Genomic DNA, 19,323 nt, shown 5'->3' on the forward strand with positions numbered 1-19,323 from the left:
AGGCGGACCTCCGGATGCATCTGACGTGGCGTATCTTGATATCTGCGCGAAGACTGCCAGCGATTGCCGACAAGCATCGCCAGTGCGCGCTTAACAGTGGAGAACGGCAAAGCGATGGCCGACATGACGCAGTCCACAACATCGAACAGCGCGCGTAATGCCGATGCCGGTGCGATCACGCGCTTCCTGCGCGCGACAGAGATCGATACCCGCCTCCTTGGCATGCTCGGCGCGCTGCTGATCATCTGGATCGGCTTCCATATCTATACCGGCGGGCTGTTCCTGACGCCCCGAAATCTCTGGAACCTCTCGGTCCAAACCACCGAAATCGCCGTTCTGGCCTCCGGCATGGTGCTGATCATCGTGACGCGCAACATCGACCTGTCGGTCGGTTCCTTGCTCGGCTTGGTCGCCATGATCATGGGCGTCGTGCAGGCAAAGTTCCTGCCACAGTATCTCGGCTTCGACAGTTCCTTCACATGGATCATAACGCTGCTCTGCGGATTGGCGGTCGGCACCGCCATCGGCACGTTCCAGGGCGTCATCATCGCCTTCCTGAACGTACCCTCGTTCATCGTGACGCTCGGCGGATTTCTCGCCTGGCGCGGCCTTGCCTGGTATGTCACATCAGGCCAGACGGTAGCACCGCTGGATGTCACCTTCCGTATCATGGGCGGCGGCGCCGAAGGTTCGATCGGGGCGACCTGGAGCTGGGTTCTCGGCATCGTCGCCTGCCTGCTGGTCATCGTCAGCATCATCGGTTCGCGCCGCCAGAGAAAGCGCTTCGGTTTTCCAAGGCGGCCACTCTGGGCCGAATATCTCCTTTCCGCCCTTAGCTGCGTTGTGATTCTCGGCACGATCTGGGTGTTCAACAGCTACTATTGGCCGGTTGGCATCGCCAAGAAATATGCCGAGACCAACAATATCCCCTGGCCCGAGACCGGGCTCGATATCTCCTACGGCATCTCGGTGCCTGTGCTGATCGCCATCTTCGTCGGCATCATCGTCACCTTCGTCGCCACCCGTCTGCGGTTCGGCCGCTATGTCTTCGCCATCGGCGGAAATCCGGAAGCGGCAGAACTCGCCGGCATCAAGACCCGCTGGGTCACGGTCAAGATCTTCGCCCTGATGGGCCTGCTCGCCGCAATCGCCGCTGCAATCTCCACTGCCCGCCTCAACGCGGCGGCCAACTCGCAGGGCACCACCTATGAACTTTATACCATCGCGGCAGCTGTCATCGGCGGCACGTCGCTTGCCGGCGGTACGGGAACGGTAGCCGGCGCCATGATCGGCGCCCTGGTCATGCAGTCGCTGCAATCAGGCATGGGGCTCGCGAACGTCGACACGCCAATACAGAACGTCGTTGTCGGCTTCGTGCTGGTCGTCGCCGTATGGCTCGATACCGTCTACCGCTCGCGCGCCAAGTAAGAGGAATCTGAACAATGACGGATCAAACAACTCCGCTCGTGGAAATGAAGAACATTTCCATTTCCTTCGGCGGCATCCACGCAGTCGACAACGCATCGGTGGACCTCTACCCCGGTGAAGTCGTCGCCCTCCTCGGCCATAACGGTGCCGGCAAGTCGACGCTGATCAAGATTCTTTCCGGCGCCTACAAGCGCGATAGCGGCGAAATCCTGATCAACGGCGACCCCGTCGACATACGCACGCCGCGCGACGCCAAGAAATATGGCATCGAGACGATCTACCAGACGCTCGCCGTCGCCGATAACGTCGACGCCGCCGCCAACCTCTATCTCGGCCGCGAGCTGCAGACCCGCTGGGGCACGCTCGACGACGTGGCGATGGAAGCCTCGGCCCGCGAGGTCATGGGCCGGCTGAACCCCAACTTCAAGCGCTTCAAGGAGCCGGTAAAGGCACTCTCCGGCGGCCAGCGCCAGTCGGTGGCCATCGCCCGCGCCATCCTCTTCAACGCACGCATCCTGATCATGGACGAGCCGACGGCAGCGCTCGGCCCCCAGGAGACCGCACAGGTCGGCGAGTTGATCAAGCAGTTGAAGAAGGAAGGTATCGGCATCTTCCTCATCAGCCACGATATCCACGACGTCTTCGATCTCGCAGACCGCGTTTCTGTCATGAAAAACGGTCAGGTCGTCGGCCACGCCCGCACCGAGGACGTCACCAAGGACGAAGTCCTCGGCATGATCATCCTCGGCAAGGTCCCCCCGAAGGCCATCCCTGGCCCCGGCGCCATGAAGATGGCGTAGGACGCGCAATAGAAGAGCCCGGCAAAAAGGCCGCGAACCACCTGAGTTCGCGGCCTTTTCCATTTCAAGTCGAGACTTATTCCCCGGAGCGCCATTTCCCGCATTTTCCGCATTGAAGCCAGACGCTTCCTAGGCTAAGAACCTCCCATCGGACGGGCGACCAAGACTCGCCAAGGCATGCACCCGTAGCTCAGCTGGATAGAGTGTTGGATTCCGATTCCAAAGGTCACAGGTTCGAATCCTGTCGGGTGCGCCATTTTTCTCCGCCTCCTCATAAGACCGGACTGTCGTACGAGAAACCGGACTGAACCTCCCACAAGAGCGGACTCATCTCATTTCTCCATAGACGCCGTAGTCTTTACGTTTTCAGTCCCGGAACCATTGGGATCGATTCCCAGCTCTGGCCGGCAAAGACCACGCAACTGCTACCATTGGCGTTGGTCACGAGCATGGTCCAGCTACCGCTCTCGGAGACGTAGACCTCCAGAATTGCGGCCTGGTTGATGAAGCCGACCGCCTGAAGGGTCTCGGAATAGTGCGAGCCAAGGAAGTCGACGACTTGGGAATGTTCGGCGCAATTGAGCACCGGCTCTGCCGCTGCTGGATGTACCATCGCCGCAAGCGTCACTATGGCGGTTCCGATGAGCCTGCGGGCTATATTGCGTACCATGACGCACCTCCTTCGCCGGTAACCTGGCCGAAGAGGAGATTGCGTTGACCTGTCCTGCCGGGGTCGGCATTTCTATGGTCGGAACCTGACGCGACACGCGTAAATGGTGCCGCCACGTCTACATTATGACAGAAAATTCTTTATTTTTCAAAATATTAATTGGAGGCGCGTGACGCGACAGGGACTACCTGTCGCGAGGCAAATGAGGACACCGCGACCACGGGTAGCGAGGGCCAATCGCTACTCCGGTGCTGCATTTGGCGATATCGGATGATACGGATGAGCCTTCGCAAATGAAGGGGCTGCCCGCATCTTTCCCCGATCACATTGGGTCGCAAGCAGGCGGAAGGATCGATATTCCATCGGTTCGGGTGGCAAATCTGCGGCACGGGGCAGAACCGAGCCAACGAAGAAACGTGACGGAGCAGGATATCGGAAACGCCTCGCCTCATGCTGAGAACTTCGCCTGCTCCGACAGACCCTGTCCAATAATCCAAGCCTCATCTTGCCAGTTCAATGAATAGGAAGACAAATAGTTTAGCATCGGGCCTACAGATGAGTTGGTGTAATGGATGCCATCGAGCCGCCTTCTCGCCTGTGCTGTTCTCGTCTATGCGACATCGCTGAATTAAATCGTAGGCGCAGCCGAAATTGTTCGTTTGAACGCGGAATATAAAGCCGCTGTATTAGTAAATTTCAAGACTAGGCACCCGCAATCCCTTGAAAGACTGTTAATTCGAAATTACTTATATACTTAAGCGTGCGCGCACGCGAGGCAATGCCTTAGTTAAGCTCCAACCTGGGAGGTTGTCATGGCAAAAGCTTTAATGGAAGGAAGGAAGGGGCAGGATTTGGCTAATCTTGTCCTGGCAGTATGCTTGTTCATCTCGCCGTGGATCGTCGGCTTTGCGGCCGAAACTATGCCGAGTTGGAACGCGTGGATCGTCGGCGTCATGCTTTGTGGGTTGGCGGTTGCAGCGCTTTCGGCTTTCGCCGAATGGGAGGAATGGGTCAACCTGGTCCTCGGCCTCTGGTTGATTGCATCTCCCTGGCTGCTCAGTTTTGCAACCAATGTCAACGCGATGTGGACCAGCCTGGTTCTGGGGCTACTCGTTGTCGCGGTATCGCTCTGGGCAGTCTGGGACTACCGCCATCCCCACGCTCACGCCTAAGCCGGAGGCAGTTACTACAAAGGCCCCGCCGCGTAGTGCGGCGGGGCTTCCTGTGATTTTTCTCGTTCTCAAGGCCATATTCCTAAAGCCATGACCGACAAGCTTTCGATTGCCTAACACGTTTGCCGCTACCGCCACGTTCCGACCGGGCGAAAAATTCAAGACGATCTCGACCAGATCTAAAGAGGCTTTGAAGACACGGATGGGCGCGCGGAATCTGCATCACCTTGTCGCGATTTCCATGGTGTTGGTGCTATAAGTTTCTCGCTGGATGGTCGACGCCGACGGAGCCCTGGCGCCTGTATGGCGCGAAGGTTTGGAAAATGCCGAGGTAGAGGATGAAGATTTTCTGGTCGTGGCAGAGCGACACCCACCAGCCAAGTGGACGCTATTTCGTACGCGAGGTGCTTCAGAGGCTTTGCGACAAGCTGGCTGATGCCCTCGACCTTGAACAGGCAGAGCGTCCGCAGGTGGATCACGATACCTTTGAAGTGGCGGGTTCACCTCCGATCGCCGAGACCATCCTGCAGAAGATTGCCGACGCAGCGGTCTTTGTCGCGGATGTCACGCCGGTGACAAAGACGAATGGCGGAAAACACGTCGCAAATCCGAACGTCATGATCGAGCTCGGCTACGCCCTTGCAAAGCTCCGACATGCCCGCATCGTTCTCGTCATGAACACAGCGGACGGCGCATCCGTGAAGCATTTGCCATTCGACCTTCGTCACTGGCGTCAGCCCATCAGTTATTCCCTGAAGAGGGACGCAACGGACGAGCAGCGCGCGGAAGTGGCCAATGAATTGACCGAGGCATTTCGCCAGGCGATCGTACCCTCTCTGAAGGTCGCCGCGTCCGAGGAAGATGCAAAGCGGCGTTCGGTGCAAAGGATGCCGGAGCTCGACGTCGAGATCGACCCTGACTCTGCTCTGTTGCCGTACCTGAAAATCACGCAGCTTCCCGCTACGCGCGAGATCAAATCGATAGAAGCCATTCGGGATGACTATCAGCCACTTCGTTTTTCGGGGCAGACCGAAAACTGGATGCTGGGTCTATCGCTCGCGGAGTTTGGCCAGCCGACCTATTCGCCATTGCCGTCGCAATGGACGAAGGAGGAGATCGACGGCTATAACCGCGCGCTCAATCGCTTCTACGAGCGATGGGATCACTACGTCGCCGAAATGGAGGAATGGTCGCTCGCGTTGCAGCGGACCTTCGAATTCCGGCTTGTCCTGGCGAACAAGGGGTCCGCCCCCGCGACAAACATCGATGTCGATCTGACCTTGCCTGCCGGCCTCGTCCTACACTCGGCAACAGATGAAATTCTACCCGAGCCAGAAGCGCCCGAACCACCGCCATTCGCTCCCTATGGGCATGGAGGGACATCGATCCTCGCCGCCGGGAATAACTTGCCAAATGTGCTTGCGCCCTTCCCTCGATCAACGACCATTGAACCTGAAAAGAACCTGGTACGCTTTCGCATTTCCAACCTTAAGCATGGACGCCGGGTGGATATCGCTGCGTTCAAAGCGACTTTTCGAAGCGGTTGGGACATAAAACCGTTCGCCGTTAAATATGTCATCACGGCGAACGAACCGCTCAAGCCGACAACGGGCCAACTACATATCGACGTCAAGCTGAATGGCGAGGCTCTTGCAACGGATTCCGACGATCCCCAATAAGAGGTCCAAGTAACCGGTGCACCGCAACCGCATCCGGATTTCGATTCTGATGGAAATATTAGGCACTGAGTAGCAAGCGACGCTATGGCAGGACATGTCCCAAAGCACCACGCGATCCAAGCCAAGTGCGAGAGAGCAAATACAAGAGATGCGGTTGCCCTAACCATTGGACGTGCGGACATGACCTTCCCCTGAAGACGCCCGCAAGCATTGCTGCCTTTCCAGATATGCCGGCAGGCGGTCCAGGTCGCCTTCCATTGGAGTTTCGGCAGTCGCATGCTACTGTTTTCTTGGACCAAGGGGCGGGCGCATGACGCGGCGACTGGCGGCAATCCTTGATGCAGATGTTGTCGGGTTCTCACGGTTGATGAGTCTCGATGAAGCAGCGACCTACGCATCGCTGAAGGCCCATAACAACGAAATATTCGCCCCGGCAATTACTCGGCATCACGGAGACATCGTTAAATTTCTTGGCGACGAAACGCTTGCGGCCTTTGCCAGCGTTGTCGATGCAACGAGTTGCGCGATGGAGATTCAAAGGGCGTTGGCGGCGCGCAACGAAAACATCGAGCCGGAGCGGCGAATGCTCTGGCGTATCGGCGTCCACGTCGACGAAGTCCTTGTTGAAGACGACGAGATTTTTGGCGATGGCGTAAACGTCGCTACGCGCCTGCAACAGCTCGCGCCACCTGGCGGCATATGTGTGTCACACCAGGTTCGCGATCAGCTTCGCTCGAAGCTGGATTTCCCCGCAACGGATTTTGGCGATCGCAGAGTTTATCACATTGAACGACCGATTCGAATCTGGTGCTGGTCCCCCACCGCGGAAAGTGCGACATCGTGCGAATTGCCAAGGCCTCCCGTTGCTGTCCAGGACAGGCCCTCGATGGCGGTGCTCCCGTTTCTGAACATGTCGAGCGTGGAGGGACAGGATCATTTTTCGGATGGCTTCACCGAAGAATTGATCATGACATTGGCTCGTTGCCGCTGGCTTCTGGTCGCGGCGCGAAACTCGTCGTTCAGCTACAAGGGCAAGGCGATGGACGCACGAAGGGTCGCCGAGGAACTTGGTGTCAGGTATATCCTGGAAGGCAGTGTCAGACGATCGGACAGCAGGATCAGGATCACCGCCCAGTTGTTGAAGGGGAGTGATGGCACACTTCTCTGGGCGGAGCGCTACGATCGTGTGATCGCCGACATTTTCGACATTCAGGATGAGATCGCTTCCGAGATCACGGGAACTATTGAGCCGGAGCTCGGCGTGATCGAGTTCACAGCTCTCCGGGATCGGCTGCCAGTCGACATGACAGCCTGGGAAACATACCTGAAGGGGCTCTGGCATCTCTACCGTTTCACGAGCGAAGAGCTGGAAACAGCCAAGGGGCTTTTTGAAGAGGCGATACGCATTGATGCTTCTTTCGCGCAGGCCCACGCCCGGCTCGCCTATGTCCATATTCAGCTCGGCTGGTATGGCCCTTTGCATGAGCGGATCAGCCACATATGCGATGCGATCGAGCGCGCCGAGCGTGCCATCGCGATAGATTCGAAAGAGCCGGCAGCGCACCTGGCGCTAGGCCGTGCACTTGCTCTTGATGGTGCGAAGGAGGCCGCGATCGCTCACCTTCGGAATGCAATAAAGTTGGACCACAGCTTTGCTCAGGCGCATTTCGCGCTGGGTCAGGCGCTTTGCTATGCCAATCGTCCCGAAGAGGGAATACTGGAAATAAAAAGCGCGTTCAGGCTAAGCCCTCGTGACCCGCATATGTGGACTTTTCACAACATGCTCGCGATCGCTTACTACCAACTGAACCGGATGGAAGAAGCGGGCGAGGCGGCGCGAGAATCGCTCCGTTCGCCAAACGCCACTTTCTGGCCAGCAATGTTCCTTGTTGCCATACTTGGCAGGCAAGGAAAAATCGCAGCGGCACAAGACGCCATCGCGCAGCTTCATCGTTTCCGTCCGGGAATGACGCTCGAGCAGACGCGTGGTGAGTTTTTCTTCGGCGAGACGCCGGTCATGTCCGAAGCCTTCATCGATCAATTCATGGACGATCTGACGAACGCTGGCCTGCCGCCGTGAGGAGATGAGCCTTTTTCCGTCGCTCATGCGAAATGCGCGCACCGATGCTGGAAGCTGGGGTGAAGCGGTCTCTGGACAAGCTGGTGCCCTTCAGGCGTATTGGAAGACGGAAAAAGTAGCACCGCTCGTTGCCTTCCCGGCATCGAGTGATGCTGGAATTCACGAGCGGTTCCCTCGTCGAGATCATGGGGCCGCAAGCCGTCGCATGGAGGGGTGGCAATGGAGATCGATCCGAAGCGGATGACAATCGGGTTCGTCGGGACGGGAACGATAACGGAGGCGGTCGTCACCGGGCTGGGCAAGACGGAGTTTCGCGACACCCCGATCGTAGTGTCACCTCGTGGCGAAAGCGTCGCTGCCCGCCTCGCAGCGGCGAACCAGAACGTGTCGATTGCTTCGAGCAACCAGGATGTCCTCGATCGATCCGATCTGGTATTCTTGGCGATGCGGCCGCAGATTGCCGAGGAGGTCGTCCGCGCGCTTCGATTTCGGCCGAGCCACCATGTCATCACCTTTGTCGCGGCCACACCACTCGATCGACTGCTGGCGTGGATCGATCTGCCTGTTCGGCTGAGCCAGGCAATTCCGCTTCCATTCGTCGCCGATCTCCAGGGCGCGACCGCGATCCACCCGCCCGACGAGGTTTCAAATGCCGTCTTTTCGGCGCTCGGAATGGCGGTCCAAGTTGAAAGCAAACGGGAGTTCGATCTTCTCGCGGTGGCGAGCTGTATGATGGGCACCTATTTCGGCATCCTGGACGCTACGTCGACATGGCTGGAGAGCCAGGGCCTCCCGAGGGCTGCCGGCGACGCCTACCTCCGTCAGCTGTTTTCTGGCCTCGACCATGCCGCCCGCTCGAGACCCGTCGCGCGCTTTGACGAACTCGTCGGCGAGCATTCGACCAAGGGCGGTTTGAACGAACAGGTGCTCGAGGACTTCCGCGGTTTCGGTGGGACCGAGGCGCTGCAAAAGGCCCTTGGTCGAGTTTTCACTCGCATTCGTCCTGTGGAAAGCAAGCTCTCTTGAAGTCCGCTGTTGGTAGTCCGTGAGTTCGATGGAATGGCCGGGAAGACCGAAGATCACCAACAGGTCGAATGGGCGGCCAATTTCCGGATGCGGAATCGCTGACACTTTCGCCAGAGTTGCGCTAGTCGCAGCTCTCTCCGACAAGTTCCCACACATCGACCTTCTCGGCGCGCCCCTTTATCTCGGTGAGGCCCAGCGGGCGAAGGTTGAAGCGATCGGCAACGGCGTCATGTATGGCGGCGCTCGCCAGGATCGACGTATCGAATTGCTTGTTCAATCCTTCCAGCCGTGACGCGACATTGATCGTATCGCCCATCGCTGTGTACTGCTGCCGCGAAATTGCTCCAAAGCTACCTACGACCGCTGGGCCGGTGTGCAATCCAAATCGCGTGACCAGCTCAGGACGGCCACTTTTTCGATAATCCTCGTTTAAGCCATCAACCGCCGCTTTCATGGCAAGCGCACATCGACAGCCGTTTTCAACATGTCTGACATCTTCAACAGGGGCGTTCCACATCACGAAAATGGAGTCGCCGAGATACTGGACGACCGTCCCGCCGTTCCGCTCGGCGATGGTGTTCAGCACTTCAAAATAGGCGGACAGCGTATCGACCACGTCCTCGGGAGCATGTTGCTCGGATATGGTCGTGAAGTCGCGGATGTCGGTAAACAGCACGGTCACATCCTGCCGCCGCGCCTTGACGAGCGTTCTTCCTTCAGGGTTGACGATCTGCCGAACCACCTCGCGCGGGACATAGAGGGCAAACTGGCGGATGGCGTGACGGCTTGCAGCCAGCGCCTTCGCCAGCGTGTTTATCTCCGTTATCAAGGAGTGCGACGCGGCTTTCTCGCTAACATCCAGATCGCCGATCCTGCGCGCCTCGTCCGCCAGCCGATAGAGAGAGCGGCTGACCATGCGAGACAGGATCACAGACGCAGCGACACCCGCGATCACGAAGGCCGCGGCAATCAAGAGATTGTGCACGAGCAGCCGGTTGGCCTCAGCCACCAGATCCTCCATCGGCACGACAATTGCGGCCGTGCTTTCTTTGAACAGCCCGGACACGCTGATGGGGGCAATCTGCACGAGATAGTTTTCGCCATCGAGTTCGATGCGCGCCAGGCCACCGTTTGCATAGGCGGGATCCCGCCGCAGCCTGGCCACGGTGTCGAGGCTCGCGTCGAAACTGTTTGCGGTCGTTTCAGAGGCAACCGCACCTCTCGACCATACCGCGGTGATCTTGCTCATTATATCAGGGTCAGAATGGGCTACGAGATCATTGCCAGCATCGACAATGTAGGCTCGAGCACGCGGCGAGATCCCTTGCGCGTCCAGAAGGCGGCTGACGGTCTGCAGGTGAATGTTGATGCCAACGACCACATGGCCATTGTCCCTTATTGGCGCGGCTATCGTGAGTGTCGGAATCTGGAGCGTTCCAGCGACATAGGGTCCGACAGAAACCGGCACACCGTCTTGAACGGCGGTTTGATACCAGGGGCGCTGCCGCGGATCGAATGATGCATACTCGACTGGCCGCTCCCCTATCGATTTTGCTTTGCCGTCGAGAAACCGAAGCGTCGATATGACATCAGCGCCTTGTCGCCGTGCGATCGTTCTGATTGCGAAGGCCGTACCATCCGGTGCCGAAAGGGTCTGGCGAACATCGTCCCTCGCGGTGTTGATCACCTGCAGGTACGAGCCATCAGGGTACCCCGTGTAGATGCTGGTTGCGTTGGGGACGTTTCGCAAAGCCTCCAGAAAGAATTCCTGTTTTGCTTCCAGATCTTGAGGCGGCGGAGAAACGAGCTGCGGCAGTGTCGATGCCAGCGCTACCGTCTCGGTGCCTGCCTGGAGCGAATTCCGGTATCCCTCGATCAGCCGCAAGCTCATCTCGCGCATCTGCTGCACGCCCGCTTGTACCGCGGCATCGCTTCCGCGCTTGAATGCCATCCAAACGATTGGCATCGAAGTACAAAGCAGCGATGCAACGACCAGAACGCCGAGATGCACTCTTAGGGGTTTAGACCAGCGCACGAGATTTCCCTCGAAATTCGGACACGTATCATCTCAATGCTTGCCTGGCCGTGCAGGAATGAGCCGACCCAACGATGGCAGCTAACCGTTTTTTGTGGATTTGTCCAAGAGGTCCGGTTTCCGGCGATGCTCGGCGTTTGCCGCAGGTAGATCAGCCAATGCGCTTGCCCTTCTCGTCGAGAACCTTCTCGCCGTCCTCCTTCACGAACGGCCCCTTCTGGGTGTTCGGGAGGATGTCGAGGACAACCTCTGACGGGCGGCTGAGGCGCGTTCCGAGCGGCGTCACCACGAACGGTCGGTTGATGAGAATCGGATCCTTCAGCATGGCGTCGAGAAGCTGGCCCTCGGTCAGCACCGGGTCGTCGAGACCAAGCTCGGCATAGGGCGTGCCCTTTTCGCGGATGGCCTGGCGCACGGTCAGCCCGGCATCGGCGATCATCTTGACGAGCTGTTCGCGCGTCGGCGGATGTTTGAGGTATTCGATGACGGTCGGTTCGATCCCGGCGTTCCGGATCATCGCCAGCGTGTTGCGCGAGGTTCCGCAGTCGGGATTGTGGTAAATGGTGACGTCCATGGTCATTCAGCGCCTTTCAGCCTGTTCAGCACGTGTTCGACGGGCTCCTGTTCTGTCAGCATCCAGCCGACAAGCACTGCGGCGAGCAACGCACCCAGCAATTCCGCTACGATGAATTCCGGCAGGTCGATCGGCCGGATGCCTGCGAAGGTATTTGAGAACGCCCGCGCGATGGCGACCGCCGGATTGGCGAACGAGGTCGAGGCGGTGAACCAGTAGGCGGCCGTAATGTAGAGCCCGACCAGCCATGGAACGGCTTTTGGTCGCGCGCGAAGACCAGCAAGGATGGTGAGCACCAAGCCGAAGGCGGCAATGGCCTCGGCAAGCCACTGACCCGACCCGGTACGGACGGTTGTCGAAAACTGGATGATCGGAAGCTCGAACATGGCGTGGGCCAGGAACGAGCCGGCGATGCCTCCGCCGACCTGAGCAACGACGTAGAGAAGCGCCGCCTGCGCACTGATCTCCCGCCGTAGCGCGAAGACCATCGTAACCGCCGGGTTGAAATGCGCACCGCTGATCGGCCCTAGAATGGTGATCAGCACGACGAGTATCGCGCCGGTCGCGATCGTGTTGGCGAGCAGGGCAAGAGCGACGTCGTGCGTAAGCTTCGCCGCCATGATCCCGGAACCGACGACAGTGGCGACTAGGATGGCGGTACCGAGCACCTCCGCTGCAAGTCGGCGCGGCAGGTTGAATGCCATTGCCATTAGCCGCCACCCGGCGAAGTGCGGCCGATCTCCTCGAGCTGCTCCTGAAGGGAGAGTTTGTCGATGGTCGCGAGCGGCAGATTGACGAATAGCGATATCCGGTTCCTGAGGTAGCGGGCGGCCTGCGCGAACGCGCGACCCTTCTCAACCTCCGAGCCTTCGACGGCGCCGGGGTCTTCTATTCCCCAATGGGCGGTCGCAGGATGTCCCAGCCACACCGGGCAAGCCTCCCCGGCCGCGTCGTCGCAGACCGTGAAGATGAAATCCATGTGCGGAGCGCCCGGTTCTGCGAACACGTCCCAGCCCTTGGAGCTGAAACCGGAGGAAGGATAGCCGAGCGCATCAAGCGTTCTTATGGCCCAGGGGTGAACCGCGCCCTTGGGATGGCTGCCCGCTGAAAAGGCGCGGAAACGGCCCTTGCCTTCGGCATTGAGGATGGATTCAGCCATGATCGACCGGGCCGAATTGCCTGTGCAGAGAAATAGGACGTTGAATACCTTGTCGCTCATGTTTGCCCCCTTTCAACGACTGCGGTGATGCTCTCAATCACTGGACGGCAAAGCTCCGGCGAGCCGTTGCAGCAATCCTCCATAAGATAGGCGAGAAGGCCCTGAAAGCCGGCCATGTCGGCGACGTAGCGCACGACCCGTCCATCGCGCTCCGCAAGCACCAGTCCGGCCTGATCGAGGATCTTCAAATGCGCCGACATGGTGTTCTGCACGGTGCTCAGCCGCGAGGCGATCTCGCCGGCCGGCACACCTTGAGGACCAGCACGGACCAGCAGGCGGAAGACATCCAGCCGCGTGTCCTGACCAAGAGCCGCCATCGCAGCCAGCACGGATTTCTTGTCCATATATCCATATATCCAGATTTATTTACCTAGTAGCCTCCGTTCGTGACGGCTTGATGAAGGCGACGCAATTCGGCGGAGCAGGCGTCGGATGACAATCATCGTCGTGCTCGCACAGAACCCAGTACGGGCACTCTTCTTCTTGCTCGCAGCCGGTGTGCCGCTGTTGTTCCGAGGTCGCGCCCTCGCTAGAATCCTTCCCACAGCAATATCGCCGGGGCTTGCTGTCTTCGGCCATGATGGCCGCGAACTCACATTCCGATCCAGCAGTCTCATCGATAGAAGATGTATTTGATAAGCGCGATGAGCACCGCAACGATCAACAACATTACGACGACGAGCAACAGGGCTGTAGCGCCCATGCCCCACGTCATCTCGTTTTCCATTGTGAGTTGATGAGCGTTGACCCGCTCTGGCGCATCAGCCGCGCCGAAAGCCGCAAGCACTGACGTCGAACCGTGTTCTTGCCCATTCCGCATCGGAGATGAATCTTCATTTTCGTTTTGCACTCATCGCTGCTTTGAACGCATTCAAGGTTTCGTCGCTGACGTAGTGTTCGATGCCCTCGGCGTCGATCCGCGCGATTTCGATACTGACGCCGATGGAAATGAGGAACGCTTCCACGATCTGGTGTCGTTCGCGGCTCTCTTGCGCCACTTTCTGGCCCGTCTCGGTTAGAAACACCCCCCGATAAGGCTTGCGATACACCAGTCCTTCCGACGACAGCCGCATCAGCATCTTGGCGACAGTCGGCTGAGAGACGCCCAACCGTGCCGCGATGTCGACCTGTCGGGCTTCCTGTCCATCTTCAATCAGGTCCGCAATCAGCTCGACGTAATCCTCGACCAAGGCACTTTGGCGGGCGCGACGCGTCTGTCGGAAGCCCTCCGAGTGGACATCCGCATCCGGCAACGCATCCCGCCTAGAAATCAAACTGCGAACGGCTGACAAATCGATACCCCCTCAAATCGTCCCACGCGACGCACTCATATCATATGCTTCGCGCGTTCATACATCCAGCGCCCTTCAGGAGGCCGCACCGGCGCTTGTTAATTTCCAAGTCACAAAAAAAGCAACGTCAATACAATATAGCATATTGCATATTCTTGGAGCTTGGCGCATTTTGCCTTTCTCGATGGGCGTGATCGCAGGGATGCAATGGATTCGATAACAAAAGACAGCAGGTCGACCTTAAAGAATTGGGCCTTTTCCAAGCCGGAGGACGACCACAGGCCGAGCCTGCCCGAAGTCCATGCTTCAATCCCCGTGCCGCAGGGTGGCATCTGGATAAGGCGGCTACTGGCCTTTATGGGGCCAGGCTACATGGTCTCGGTCGGCTATATGGACCCCGGCAACTGGGCGACCGATCTCGCTGGGGGCGCTCAGTTCGGCTATACGCTATTGGCCGTCATCCTTCTGTCAAACGTCATGGCGATCCTTCTCCAGGCTCTCGCGGCCCGCTTGGGAATTGCGACTGGGCGCGATTTGGCTCAGTCCTGTCGCGACAGTTTTTCAAAACCGGTTAACCTCACACTGTGGCTCGCGTGCGAGCTTGCGATTATCGCCTGCGACCTCGCAGAGGTGATCGGCACCGCGATCGCGCTACAGCTCTTGTTCGGTATTCCGCTGATCGGTGGCGCGCTGATAACCGCGCTCGACGCGTTCCTGCTTCTGCTCCTCATGAACCGGGGGTTTCGCTATCTTGAAGCATTCGTTGTCGCACTGCTGGCTGTTATCGCGGTTTGCTTCACGATTCAGATTGTGGCTGCAGCGCCGCCTGTCGCTGCGGTCTTGAACGGTTTCCTGCCGTCACCGGAAATAGTGACGAACCCCGCCATGCTCTATATTGCCATCGGGATCATCGGTGCGACGGTGATGCCACATAATCTGTATCTGCATTCCTCCATCGTGCAGACCCGAGCATTCAAGCGGACGGAAGCAGGTCGGCGCGACGCGATAAAGTGGGCAACGACAGACAGTACCATTGCGCTGATGCTCGCCTTGTTTATCAATGCCGCCATCCTGATCGTCGCTGCGGCCGCATTCCATGACACCGGCCACCAGGATGTCGCGGAGATCGGACAGGCATTCGAGCTGCTATCCCCTCTATTGGGGCTTGGTATCGCTTCGATCCTATTCGCGATTGCGCTTCTTGCTTCGGGATTGAACTCGACTGTCACGGCGACACTCGCCGGCCAGATTGTCATGGAAGGGTTTCTTCGACTGCGGATTCCGAACTGGGCTCGTCGACTGCTGACGCGTGGCATCGCAATTGTTCCTGTCGTGGTCGTCACCGCATTCTATGGCGAGAGCGGGACTGCGAAGCTACTCGTGCTCAGCCAGGTCGTGCTCTCGATGCAGCTTCCGTTCGCAGTCATTCCGTTGGTGCGGTTTGTGTCCGACCGGAAGAAGATGGGTGTCTTCGTCATCCCGCTCTGGCTGTCCACGCTGGCATGGGCGGTAGCGGCAATTATCCTCGCGCTGAATGCCAAGCTGCTGTTTGACACCATATGGGGATGACGATGGCTGGCATCTTGCCGCTCGTGGCGACCGCCAACTGGGCTTCCACGACATAGTCGCCAAGATCGCGATTGGCGGCGTCGACAAAGAGACCGCGAGCTGCCCGTTCTCGGTGCGGATGGTGAGTGGCTCCCCGCGTGAGCTTGACGTCCGCGACCGCGCCCAGAGGAACGGTGCCGCCGCCCGGAAGGGAGACCTGTACGTCCCCGGCGATGGCCTGCGTAACGCTTCCCGACGTCCGAGAGTATCCGCTCATCGACGAAGGAGGCGACGACTAGGCAAAAAAGGACGCATCGGAAGCCAAATGGCCAGTCCGTTCTTATGATACATTCGGAACTCGAGTCCGCACTTATGAGGAGACGCAGCATGGACCGATTTACCGGCGGCTGCCTCTGCGGCGACGTCCGAATCGTGGCGACGGGCGCCCCATACCGGGTCGGTCTCTGTCACTGTCTCGACTGCCGCAAGCATCATGGGGCCCTTTTTCACGCTTCCGCGATATTCCCTCAGGATGCGGTGACGATCGATGGCGAAACACGCGACTATGCCGGGCGGTTTTTCTGTCCTCGCTGCGGCTCGTCCGTTTTTGCACGCACCGCAGACGAAATCGAAGTGAACCTGGGGTCCCTGGATGCCCCTGATCAGCTGATGCCAACCTACGAAAGCTGGATCGTCCGTCGCGAGTCCTGGTTGCCGCCGTTTCCGCTCACGCGACGATACGAGCGCGATCGTGACGCCACGGGTCGCTTTGAGGAGTAAGTCTGCTCCTCTTTCTACCGGGCAAACCGGCGGGCACCAGCCACGCACATGATGACGGCAACCGTTACGGCAAGCATGATCCAGGTGACGGACTCATGCAGGAGGGTAGCGGCCAGTGCCAACCCGAAGAACGGTTGCAGGAGCTGCAGTTGCCCGACGGCGGCAATGCCGCCCTGCGACAGGCCACGATACCAAAACACAAATCCGATAAGCATGCTGAACAGCGAGACATAGCCTAGGCCGATCAGTGCCGGAGTTCCGATGCCGGAGAATGTCGCCGGCCTATAGCAAATCGCGACGACGCTCATCAGCGGCAACGACAACACAAGCGCCCAGGAAATGACCTGCCATCCGCCAAGCGTCCGCGAAAGCTTGCCACCCTCTGCATAGCCAAGCCCACAGACGACGATCGCAGCCAACATCAGCAGGTCGCCGACGGGCGAAGCCGTAATGCCTTGCGTCAAGGCAAACCCCGCGACCAGTGCGCTGCCGAGAATGGAAAACAGCCAAAACGCCGGCTTCGGCCGTTCTCCGCCGCGGATCACACCGAAGGTCGCAGTCGCCACTGGCAGCAGGCCTATGAAGACGACGGAATGAGCCGAAGTGATGTGTTGGAGCGCTAGAGCGGTCAGCAATGGGAAGCCGGCGACAACGCCGAGCGCGACGACAACCAGGGAAATGAGCTCGCTCCGCGTTGGACACTTCTCCTTGAAGAAGATGAGAAGGCCAAGAGCGAGAACGCCGGCGATCGCGGCTCGCGCGACGGTGAGGAAGACCGGATCGAACTGCGCCACGGCCACCCGCGTGGCAGGAAGCGATCCGCTGAAGATCACCATGCCGATAAAGCCGTTGATCCATCCGGCTGTTGTACGGTCCATCGTCCACTCCATCATCGTTACATGCGCCGCTTATCCAGCAAGAGCATTGCCATTGCCAGATACGGTCTGGTACAGTTTATGGAAACTGTTATGGTCGCGGTAGCAATACAGATGAATGAAAACGCAGCAGGACACACCCGCGTGGCGATGGTCATGGACACCATCAGGCAGCGCGTCGCCGGCCGGAGCTTGACGCCGGGTGCAAAGCTTCCGTCTGTCAGGGCACTAGCCGGGACCTTGAAGGTGTCGATCTCGACTGTCGTCGATGCCTATGAGCGTCTGGTTGCCGAAGGGGCGATCCTGTCGAGACCTGGTTCCGGATTTTATGTCGCCAACCAGGCCGCCCCCTTCGCGCTGGCCGAAGTCGGACCCAAGCTGGATCGCGCAATCGATCCGTTCTGGGTGTCGCGTCAGTCCCTGGAGGCAGGCGATGCCGACCTCAAGCCGGGTTGCGGTTGGCTGCCGCCGTCATGGTTGCCCGAGGAAGGTGTTCGTCGTGCCCTGCGAACACTCTCCCGTGCAGGTGGGTCGGCGCTGACCGACTACGGTTCGCCGCTCGGATTGCCGCTACTCCGGCAACTCATTGCCCGACGCATGGCCGAACGAGGCATCGAGGCCTCTCCGGATCAGGTCATGCTGACTGAATCAGGCACGCAGGCCATCGATCTGCTATGTCGCTTTCTCCTTGAACCCGGCGACACCGTGCTGGTCGATGATCCCTGCTATTTCAACTTCCACGCGCTGCTGCGAGCCCATCGCGCAAAGATCATCGGCGTGCCCTACACCCCGTCAGGCCCGGATATCGAGGCCTTTGCCCGGACAGTCGCCGAGCATCGGCCTCGTCTCTACATCACCAATTCCGGCATTCACAACCCGACAGGGGCAACACTTTCTCCGGTCGTGGCCCACAGGATTCTGAAGCTTGCCGATCAGTTCGACCTGACGATCATCGAGGATGATATCTTCGCCGATCTCGAGCACACGGCAGCGCCGCGCCTTGCAGCCTTCGACGGGTTGGACCGCGTCATTCATATCGGCAGCTTCTCGAAGACCTTGTCGGCGTCAGCGCGCTGTGGATTTGTCGCAGCCAAACCGCAGTGGATCGATGGCCTGACCGATCTCAAGATCGCCACGTCATTTGGCGGCGGTCGGATGACGGCGGAACTCGTCCTGAATGTGTTGGGCGACGGCGGCTATCGAAAACACCTGGAGGTCGTACGGCACCGTCTCTCCGTCGCGATGCGCGAAGTTTCCGCCAAGCTGAAAAACCTGGGAGTAACGCCCTGGCTGGAGCCCCAGGCCGGAATGTTCCTCTGGTGCCAACTGCCTGATGGTGTCGACGCCGCGAACGTCGCGCGTGCAGCGCTGGAAAAAAGGATAGTAATGGCGCCCGGAAACGCATTCAGCCTGTCGCAATCGGCCACCAGCTTCATGCGCTTCAACGTGTCCCAGACGCTTGACCCCCGCATCTTTGAAGTGCTCCGTGAAGTGCTGGCTGGGCGGGCAAATTAGTCTCAGGGATCAGCATCGCGAGGGCCGCCGCTAACCTCCCACTCGCTCGACTAGATGCGCGCGCGAGGGCGCAGGGTCAAACCGATCGGCGAAATATTGCGTCTCGTTGACCACGAGCCCTTCGCGGAATTCCATGATGCTCACCGCGTAAGATGGGATGTCGTCATAGGTCAGTACGAATTCAGTAACCCAGAGGTCGCCGCTGCCGAGAATTCGCCGGACCGCAAAACGCTTCTTGTTTGGCTGGACGAATCGGCTCTCCTGAATGTTGCGGCGGCCGTGGATGCGCTCGCCCGACTGAGGATAATCAAGCACGGCATCCTCGTGGTAGATCTCGTGTTCGACCTTGAAATCGCTCGCGTCCGAAGCTTCCCAATGGCGCTCCAGCGCTATTCGCACGGCTCGATCATCCATCTCAATCTCCTGCCAACGCTTGCCACTATCCCACGACGCGGCGATTGCGGTCTGGATTGAGGATAGGCCGGTAGGGAGCCCACGACAACGCGCAGAATTCGTCGGCCAACGGCGATCGAGCAAGACATGTTACCCAATTGCTTTTACCGCTAGATTAGCGAATTCAATATCTCGATCCTCGCCGGCTTGACGCTCGTCGAGAGAGAACCAATGGTG

At 59.0% G+C, this 19,323-nt stretch carries 19 protein-coding genes, 1 tRNA gene and 2 pseudogenes; 11 read left to right on the forward strand and 11 right to left on the reverse strand.

What is annotated here, in order from left to right:
- Positions 1-114: 114 nt before the first annotated feature.
- The 3 genes from CPY51_RS13805 (at position 115) to CPY51_RS13815 (ending at position 2,484) form a co-directional block, all read left to right on the forward strand.
- Positions 115-1,428, forward strand: a complete 1,314-nt coding sequence (locus tag CPY51_RS13805; RefSeq protein WP_111160771.1) for a sugar ABC transporter permease — start codon at positions 115-117, stop codon at positions 1,426-1,428.
- 14 nt (positions 1,429-1,442) lie between these two features.
- The gene (locus tag CPY51_RS13810; RefSeq protein WP_111160772.1) at positions 1,443-2,228 is read left to right on the forward strand and encodes an ATP-binding cassette domain-containing protein; all 786 of its coding nucleotides are present in this window, start codon (positions 1,443-1,445) and stop codon (positions 2,226-2,228) included.
- Between the two features lie 179 nt (positions 2,229-2,407).
- Positions 2,408-2,484 (forward strand) — tRNA-Arg (locus CPY51_RS13815).
- Between the two features lie 102 nt (positions 2,485-2,586).
- Here CPY51_RS13815 and CPY51_RS13820 read toward each other — a convergent pair.
- Positions 2,587-2,898 (reverse strand): hypothetical protein, encoded by a 312-nt coding sequence (locus CPY51_RS13820; RefSeq protein ID WP_111160773.1) that lies wholly within the window; start codon positions 2,896-2,898, stop codon positions 2,587-2,589.
- Between the two features lie 812 nt (positions 2,899-3,710).
- Here CPY51_RS13820 and CPY51_RS13825 point away from each other — a divergent pair.
- From CPY51_RS13825 to CPY51_RS13845, 5 genes and pseudogenes are all read left to right on the forward strand, one after another.
- Positions 3,711-4,070, forward strand: a complete 360-nt coding sequence (locus tag CPY51_RS13825) for an SPW repeat protein (protein ID WP_111160774.1) — start codon at positions 3,711-3,713, stop codon at positions 4,068-4,070.
- Between the two features lie 338 nt (positions 4,071-4,408).
- Positions 4,409-5,749: a TIR domain-containing protein gene (locus CPY51_RS13830; RefSeq protein ID WP_111160775.1), complete on the forward strand. Its 1,341-nt coding sequence runs from the start codon at positions 4,409-4,411 to the stop codon at positions 5,747-5,749.
- Positions 5,750-6,059: 310 nt separating this feature from the next.
- On the forward strand, positions 6,060-7,829 hold the full coding sequence (locus CPY51_RS13835) for an adenylate/guanylate cyclase domain-containing protein (RefSeq protein WP_111160776.1): 1,770 nt from the start codon (positions 6,060-6,062) through the stop codon (positions 7,827-7,829).
- 29 nt (positions 7,830-7,858) lie between these two features.
- Positions 7,859-8,035, forward strand: a pseudogene (locus CPY51_RS33935) (short-chain dehydrogenase); the annotation flags it as partial.
- 13 nt (positions 8,036-8,048) lie between these two features.
- Positions 8,049-8,855: a pyrroline-5-carboxylate reductase gene (locus CPY51_RS13845; protein WP_111160777.1), complete on the forward strand. Its 807-nt coding sequence runs from the start codon at positions 8,049-8,051 to the stop codon at positions 8,853-8,855.
- A gap of 121 nt (positions 8,856-8,976) precedes the next feature.
- Here CPY51_RS13845 and CPY51_RS13850 read toward each other — a convergent pair whose 3' ends face one another.
- The 7 genes from CPY51_RS13850 to mntR form a co-directional block, all read right to left on the reverse strand.
- Positions 8,977-10,890 carry an adenylate/guanylate cyclase domain-containing protein gene (locus tag CPY51_RS13850; RefSeq protein WP_111160778.1) on the reverse strand — a complete coding sequence of 638 codons (1,914 nt, stop codon included), beginning with the start codon at positions 10,888-10,890 and terminating at the stop codon, positions 8,977-8,979.
- Between the two features lie 151 nt (positions 10,891-11,041).
- Entirely contained in the window at positions 11,042-11,470 is a 429-nt protein-coding gene (gene arsC / locus CPY51_RS13855; RefSeq protein WP_111160779.1) for an arsenate reductase (glutaredoxin), read from the reverse strand.
- Positions 11,467-12,168 (reverse strand): aquaporin, encoded by a 702-nt coding sequence (locus CPY51_RS13860; RefSeq protein WP_111160998.1) that lies wholly within the window; start codon positions 12,166-12,168, stop codon positions 11,467-11,469. The genes arsC and CPY51_RS13860 overlap by 4 nt, the downstream gene beginning before the upstream one ends.
- A 5-nt stretch (positions 12,169-12,173) precedes the next feature.
- A complete protein-coding gene (locus CPY51_RS13865; RefSeq protein WP_111160780.1) occupies positions 12,174-12,683 on the reverse strand; it encodes an arsenate reductase ArsC in 510 nt (169 codons plus the stop codon).
- Positions 12,680-13,027 carry an ArsR/SmtB family transcription factor gene (locus tag CPY51_RS13870; protein ID WP_111160781.1) on the reverse strand — a complete coding sequence of 116 codons (348 nt, stop codon included), beginning with the start codon at positions 13,025-13,027 and terminating at the stop codon, positions 12,680-12,682. Before CPY51_RS13870 ends, CPY51_RS13865 begins: the two co-directional genes overlap by 4 nt.
- Before the next feature lie 269 nt (positions 13,028-13,296).
- Entirely contained in the window at positions 13,297-13,533 is a 237-nt protein-coding gene (locus CPY51_RS13875) for a hypothetical protein (protein ID WP_146260127.1), read from the reverse strand.
- On the reverse strand, positions 13,517-13,975 hold the full coding sequence (gene mntR, locus CPY51_RS13880) for a manganese-binding transcriptional regulator MntR (RefSeq protein WP_195909520.1): 459 nt from the start codon (positions 13,973-13,975) through the stop codon (positions 13,517-13,519). Before mntR ends, CPY51_RS13875 begins: the two co-directional genes overlap by 17 nt.
- Positions 13,976-14,182: 207 nt before the next feature.
- Between mntR and CPY51_RS13885 the strand changes: the two genes are divergently transcribed.
- A complete protein-coding gene (locus CPY51_RS13885) occupies positions 14,183-15,544 on the forward strand; it encodes an Nramp family divalent metal transporter (RefSeq protein WP_111160784.1) in 1,362 nt (453 codons plus the stop codon).
- A 7-nt stretch (positions 15,545-15,551) separates the two neighbouring features.
- On the opposite strand, the pseudogene CPY51_RS33415 reads toward CPY51_RS13885, so the two are convergent.
- Positions 15,552-15,773, reverse strand: a pseudogene (locus CPY51_RS33415) (hypothetical protein); the annotation flags it as partial.
- A gap of 137 nt (positions 15,774-15,910) precedes the next feature.
- On the opposite strand from CPY51_RS33415, the gene CPY51_RS13895 reads away from it, so the two are divergent.
- A complete protein-coding gene (locus CPY51_RS13895) occupies positions 15,911-16,303 on the forward strand; it encodes a GFA family protein (RefSeq protein ID WP_111160785.1) in 393 nt (130 codons plus the stop codon).
- 14 nt (positions 16,304-16,317) lie between these two features.
- Here CPY51_RS13895 and CPY51_RS13900 read toward each other — a convergent pair whose 3' ends face one another.
- The gene (locus tag CPY51_RS13900; RefSeq protein ID WP_111160786.1) at positions 16,318-17,181 is read right to left on the reverse strand and encodes a DMT family transporter; all 864 of its coding nucleotides are present in this window, start codon (positions 17,179-17,181) and stop codon (positions 16,318-16,320) included.
- A 90-nt stretch (positions 17,182-17,271) separates the two neighbouring features.
- Here CPY51_RS13900 and CPY51_RS13905 point away from each other — a divergent pair, with 90 nt between their 5' ends.
- Positions 17,272-18,693 carry an aminotransferase-like domain-containing protein gene (locus tag CPY51_RS13905; RefSeq protein WP_111160787.1) on the forward strand — a complete coding sequence of 474 codons (1,422 nt, stop codon included), beginning with the start codon at positions 17,272-17,274 and terminating at the stop codon, positions 18,691-18,693.
- A gap of 30 nt (positions 18,694-18,723) precedes the next feature.
- On the opposite strand, the gene CPY51_RS13910 is transcribed toward CPY51_RS13905, so the two are convergent.
- The gene (locus tag CPY51_RS13910; RefSeq protein WP_111160788.1) at positions 18,724-19,107 is read right to left on the reverse strand and encodes a nuclear transport factor 2 family protein; all 384 of its coding nucleotides are present in this window, start codon (positions 19,105-19,107) and stop codon (positions 18,724-18,726) included.
- Positions 19,108-19,323: the final 216 nt, after the last annotated feature.

The sequence above is a fragment of the Arminella tubonensis genome, assembly GCF_003240585.1.
Lineage (GTDB): Bacteria > Pseudomonadota > Alphaproteobacteria > Rhizobiales > Rhizobiaceae > Rhizobium > Rhizobium tubonense.

What these genes read in the sequence shown, in the direction of transcription:
- CPY51_RS13865 (WP_111160780.1), bottom strand. Translation starts at nt 12,683, where the DNA reads ATGAGCGACAAGGTATTCAACGTCCTATTTCTCTGCACAGGCAATTCG.
- CPY51_RS13845 (WP_111160777.1), top strand. Translation starts at nt 8,049, where the DNA reads ATGGAGATCGATCCGAAGCGGATGACAATCGGGTTCGTCGGGACGGGA.
- CPY51_RS13885 (WP_111160784.1), top strand. Translation starts at nt 14,183, where the DNA reads ATGGATTCGATAACAAAAGACAGCAGGTCGACCTTAAAGAATTGGGCC.
- CPY51_RS13860 (WP_111160998.1), bottom strand. Translation starts at nt 12,168, where the DNA reads ATGGCATTCAACCTGCCGCGCCGACTTGCAGCGGAGGTGCTCGGTACC.
- CPY51_RS13830 (WP_111160775.1), top strand. Translation starts at nt 4,409, where the DNA reads ATGAAGATTTTCTGGTCGTGGCAGAGCGACACCCACCAGCCAAGTGGA.
- CPY51_RS13835 (WP_111160776.1), top strand. Translation starts at nt 6,060, where the DNA reads ATGACGCGGCGACTGGCGGCAATCCTTGATGCAGATGTTGTCGGGTTC.
- CPY51_RS13810 (WP_111160772.1), top strand. Translation starts at nt 1,443, where the DNA reads ATGACGGATCAAACAACTCCGCTCGTGGAAATGAAGAACATTTCCATT.
- CPY51_RS13900 (WP_111160786.1), bottom strand. Translation starts at nt 17,181, where the DNA reads ATGGACCGTACAACAGCCGGATGGATCAACGGCTTTATCGGCATGGTG.
- CPY51_RS13820 (WP_111160773.1), bottom strand. Translation starts at nt 2,898, where the DNA reads ATGGTACGCAATATAGCCCGCAGGCTCATCGGAACCGCCATAGTGACG.
- CPY51_RS13805 (WP_111160771.1), top strand. Translation starts at nt 115, where the DNA reads ATGGCCGACATGACGCAGTCCACAACATCGAACAGCGCGCGTAATGCC.
- CPY51_RS13910 (WP_111160788.1), bottom strand. Translation starts at nt 19,107, where the DNA reads ATGGATGATCGAGCCGTGCGAATAGCGCTGGAGCGCCATTGGGAAGCT.
- CPY51_RS13825 (WP_111160774.1), top strand. Translation starts at nt 3,711, where the DNA reads ATGGCAAAAGCTTTAATGGAAGGAAGGAAGGGGCAGGATTTGGCTAAT.
- CPY51_RS13870 (WP_111160781.1), bottom strand. Translation starts at nt 13,027, where the DNA reads ATGGACAAGAAATCCGTGCTGGCTGCGATGGCGGCTCTTGGTCAGGAC.
- CPY51_RS13895 (WP_111160785.1), top strand. Translation starts at nt 15,911, where the DNA reads ATGGACCGATTTACCGGCGGCTGCCTCTGCGGCGACGTCCGAATCGTG.
- arsC (WP_111160779.1), bottom strand. Translation starts at nt 11,470, where the DNA reads ATGACCATGGACGTCACCATTTACCACAATCCCGACTGCGGAACCTCG.
- CPY51_RS13905 (WP_111160787.1), top strand. Translation starts at nt 17,272, where the DNA reads ATGGTCGCGGTAGCAATACAGATGAATGAAAACGCAGCAGGACACACC.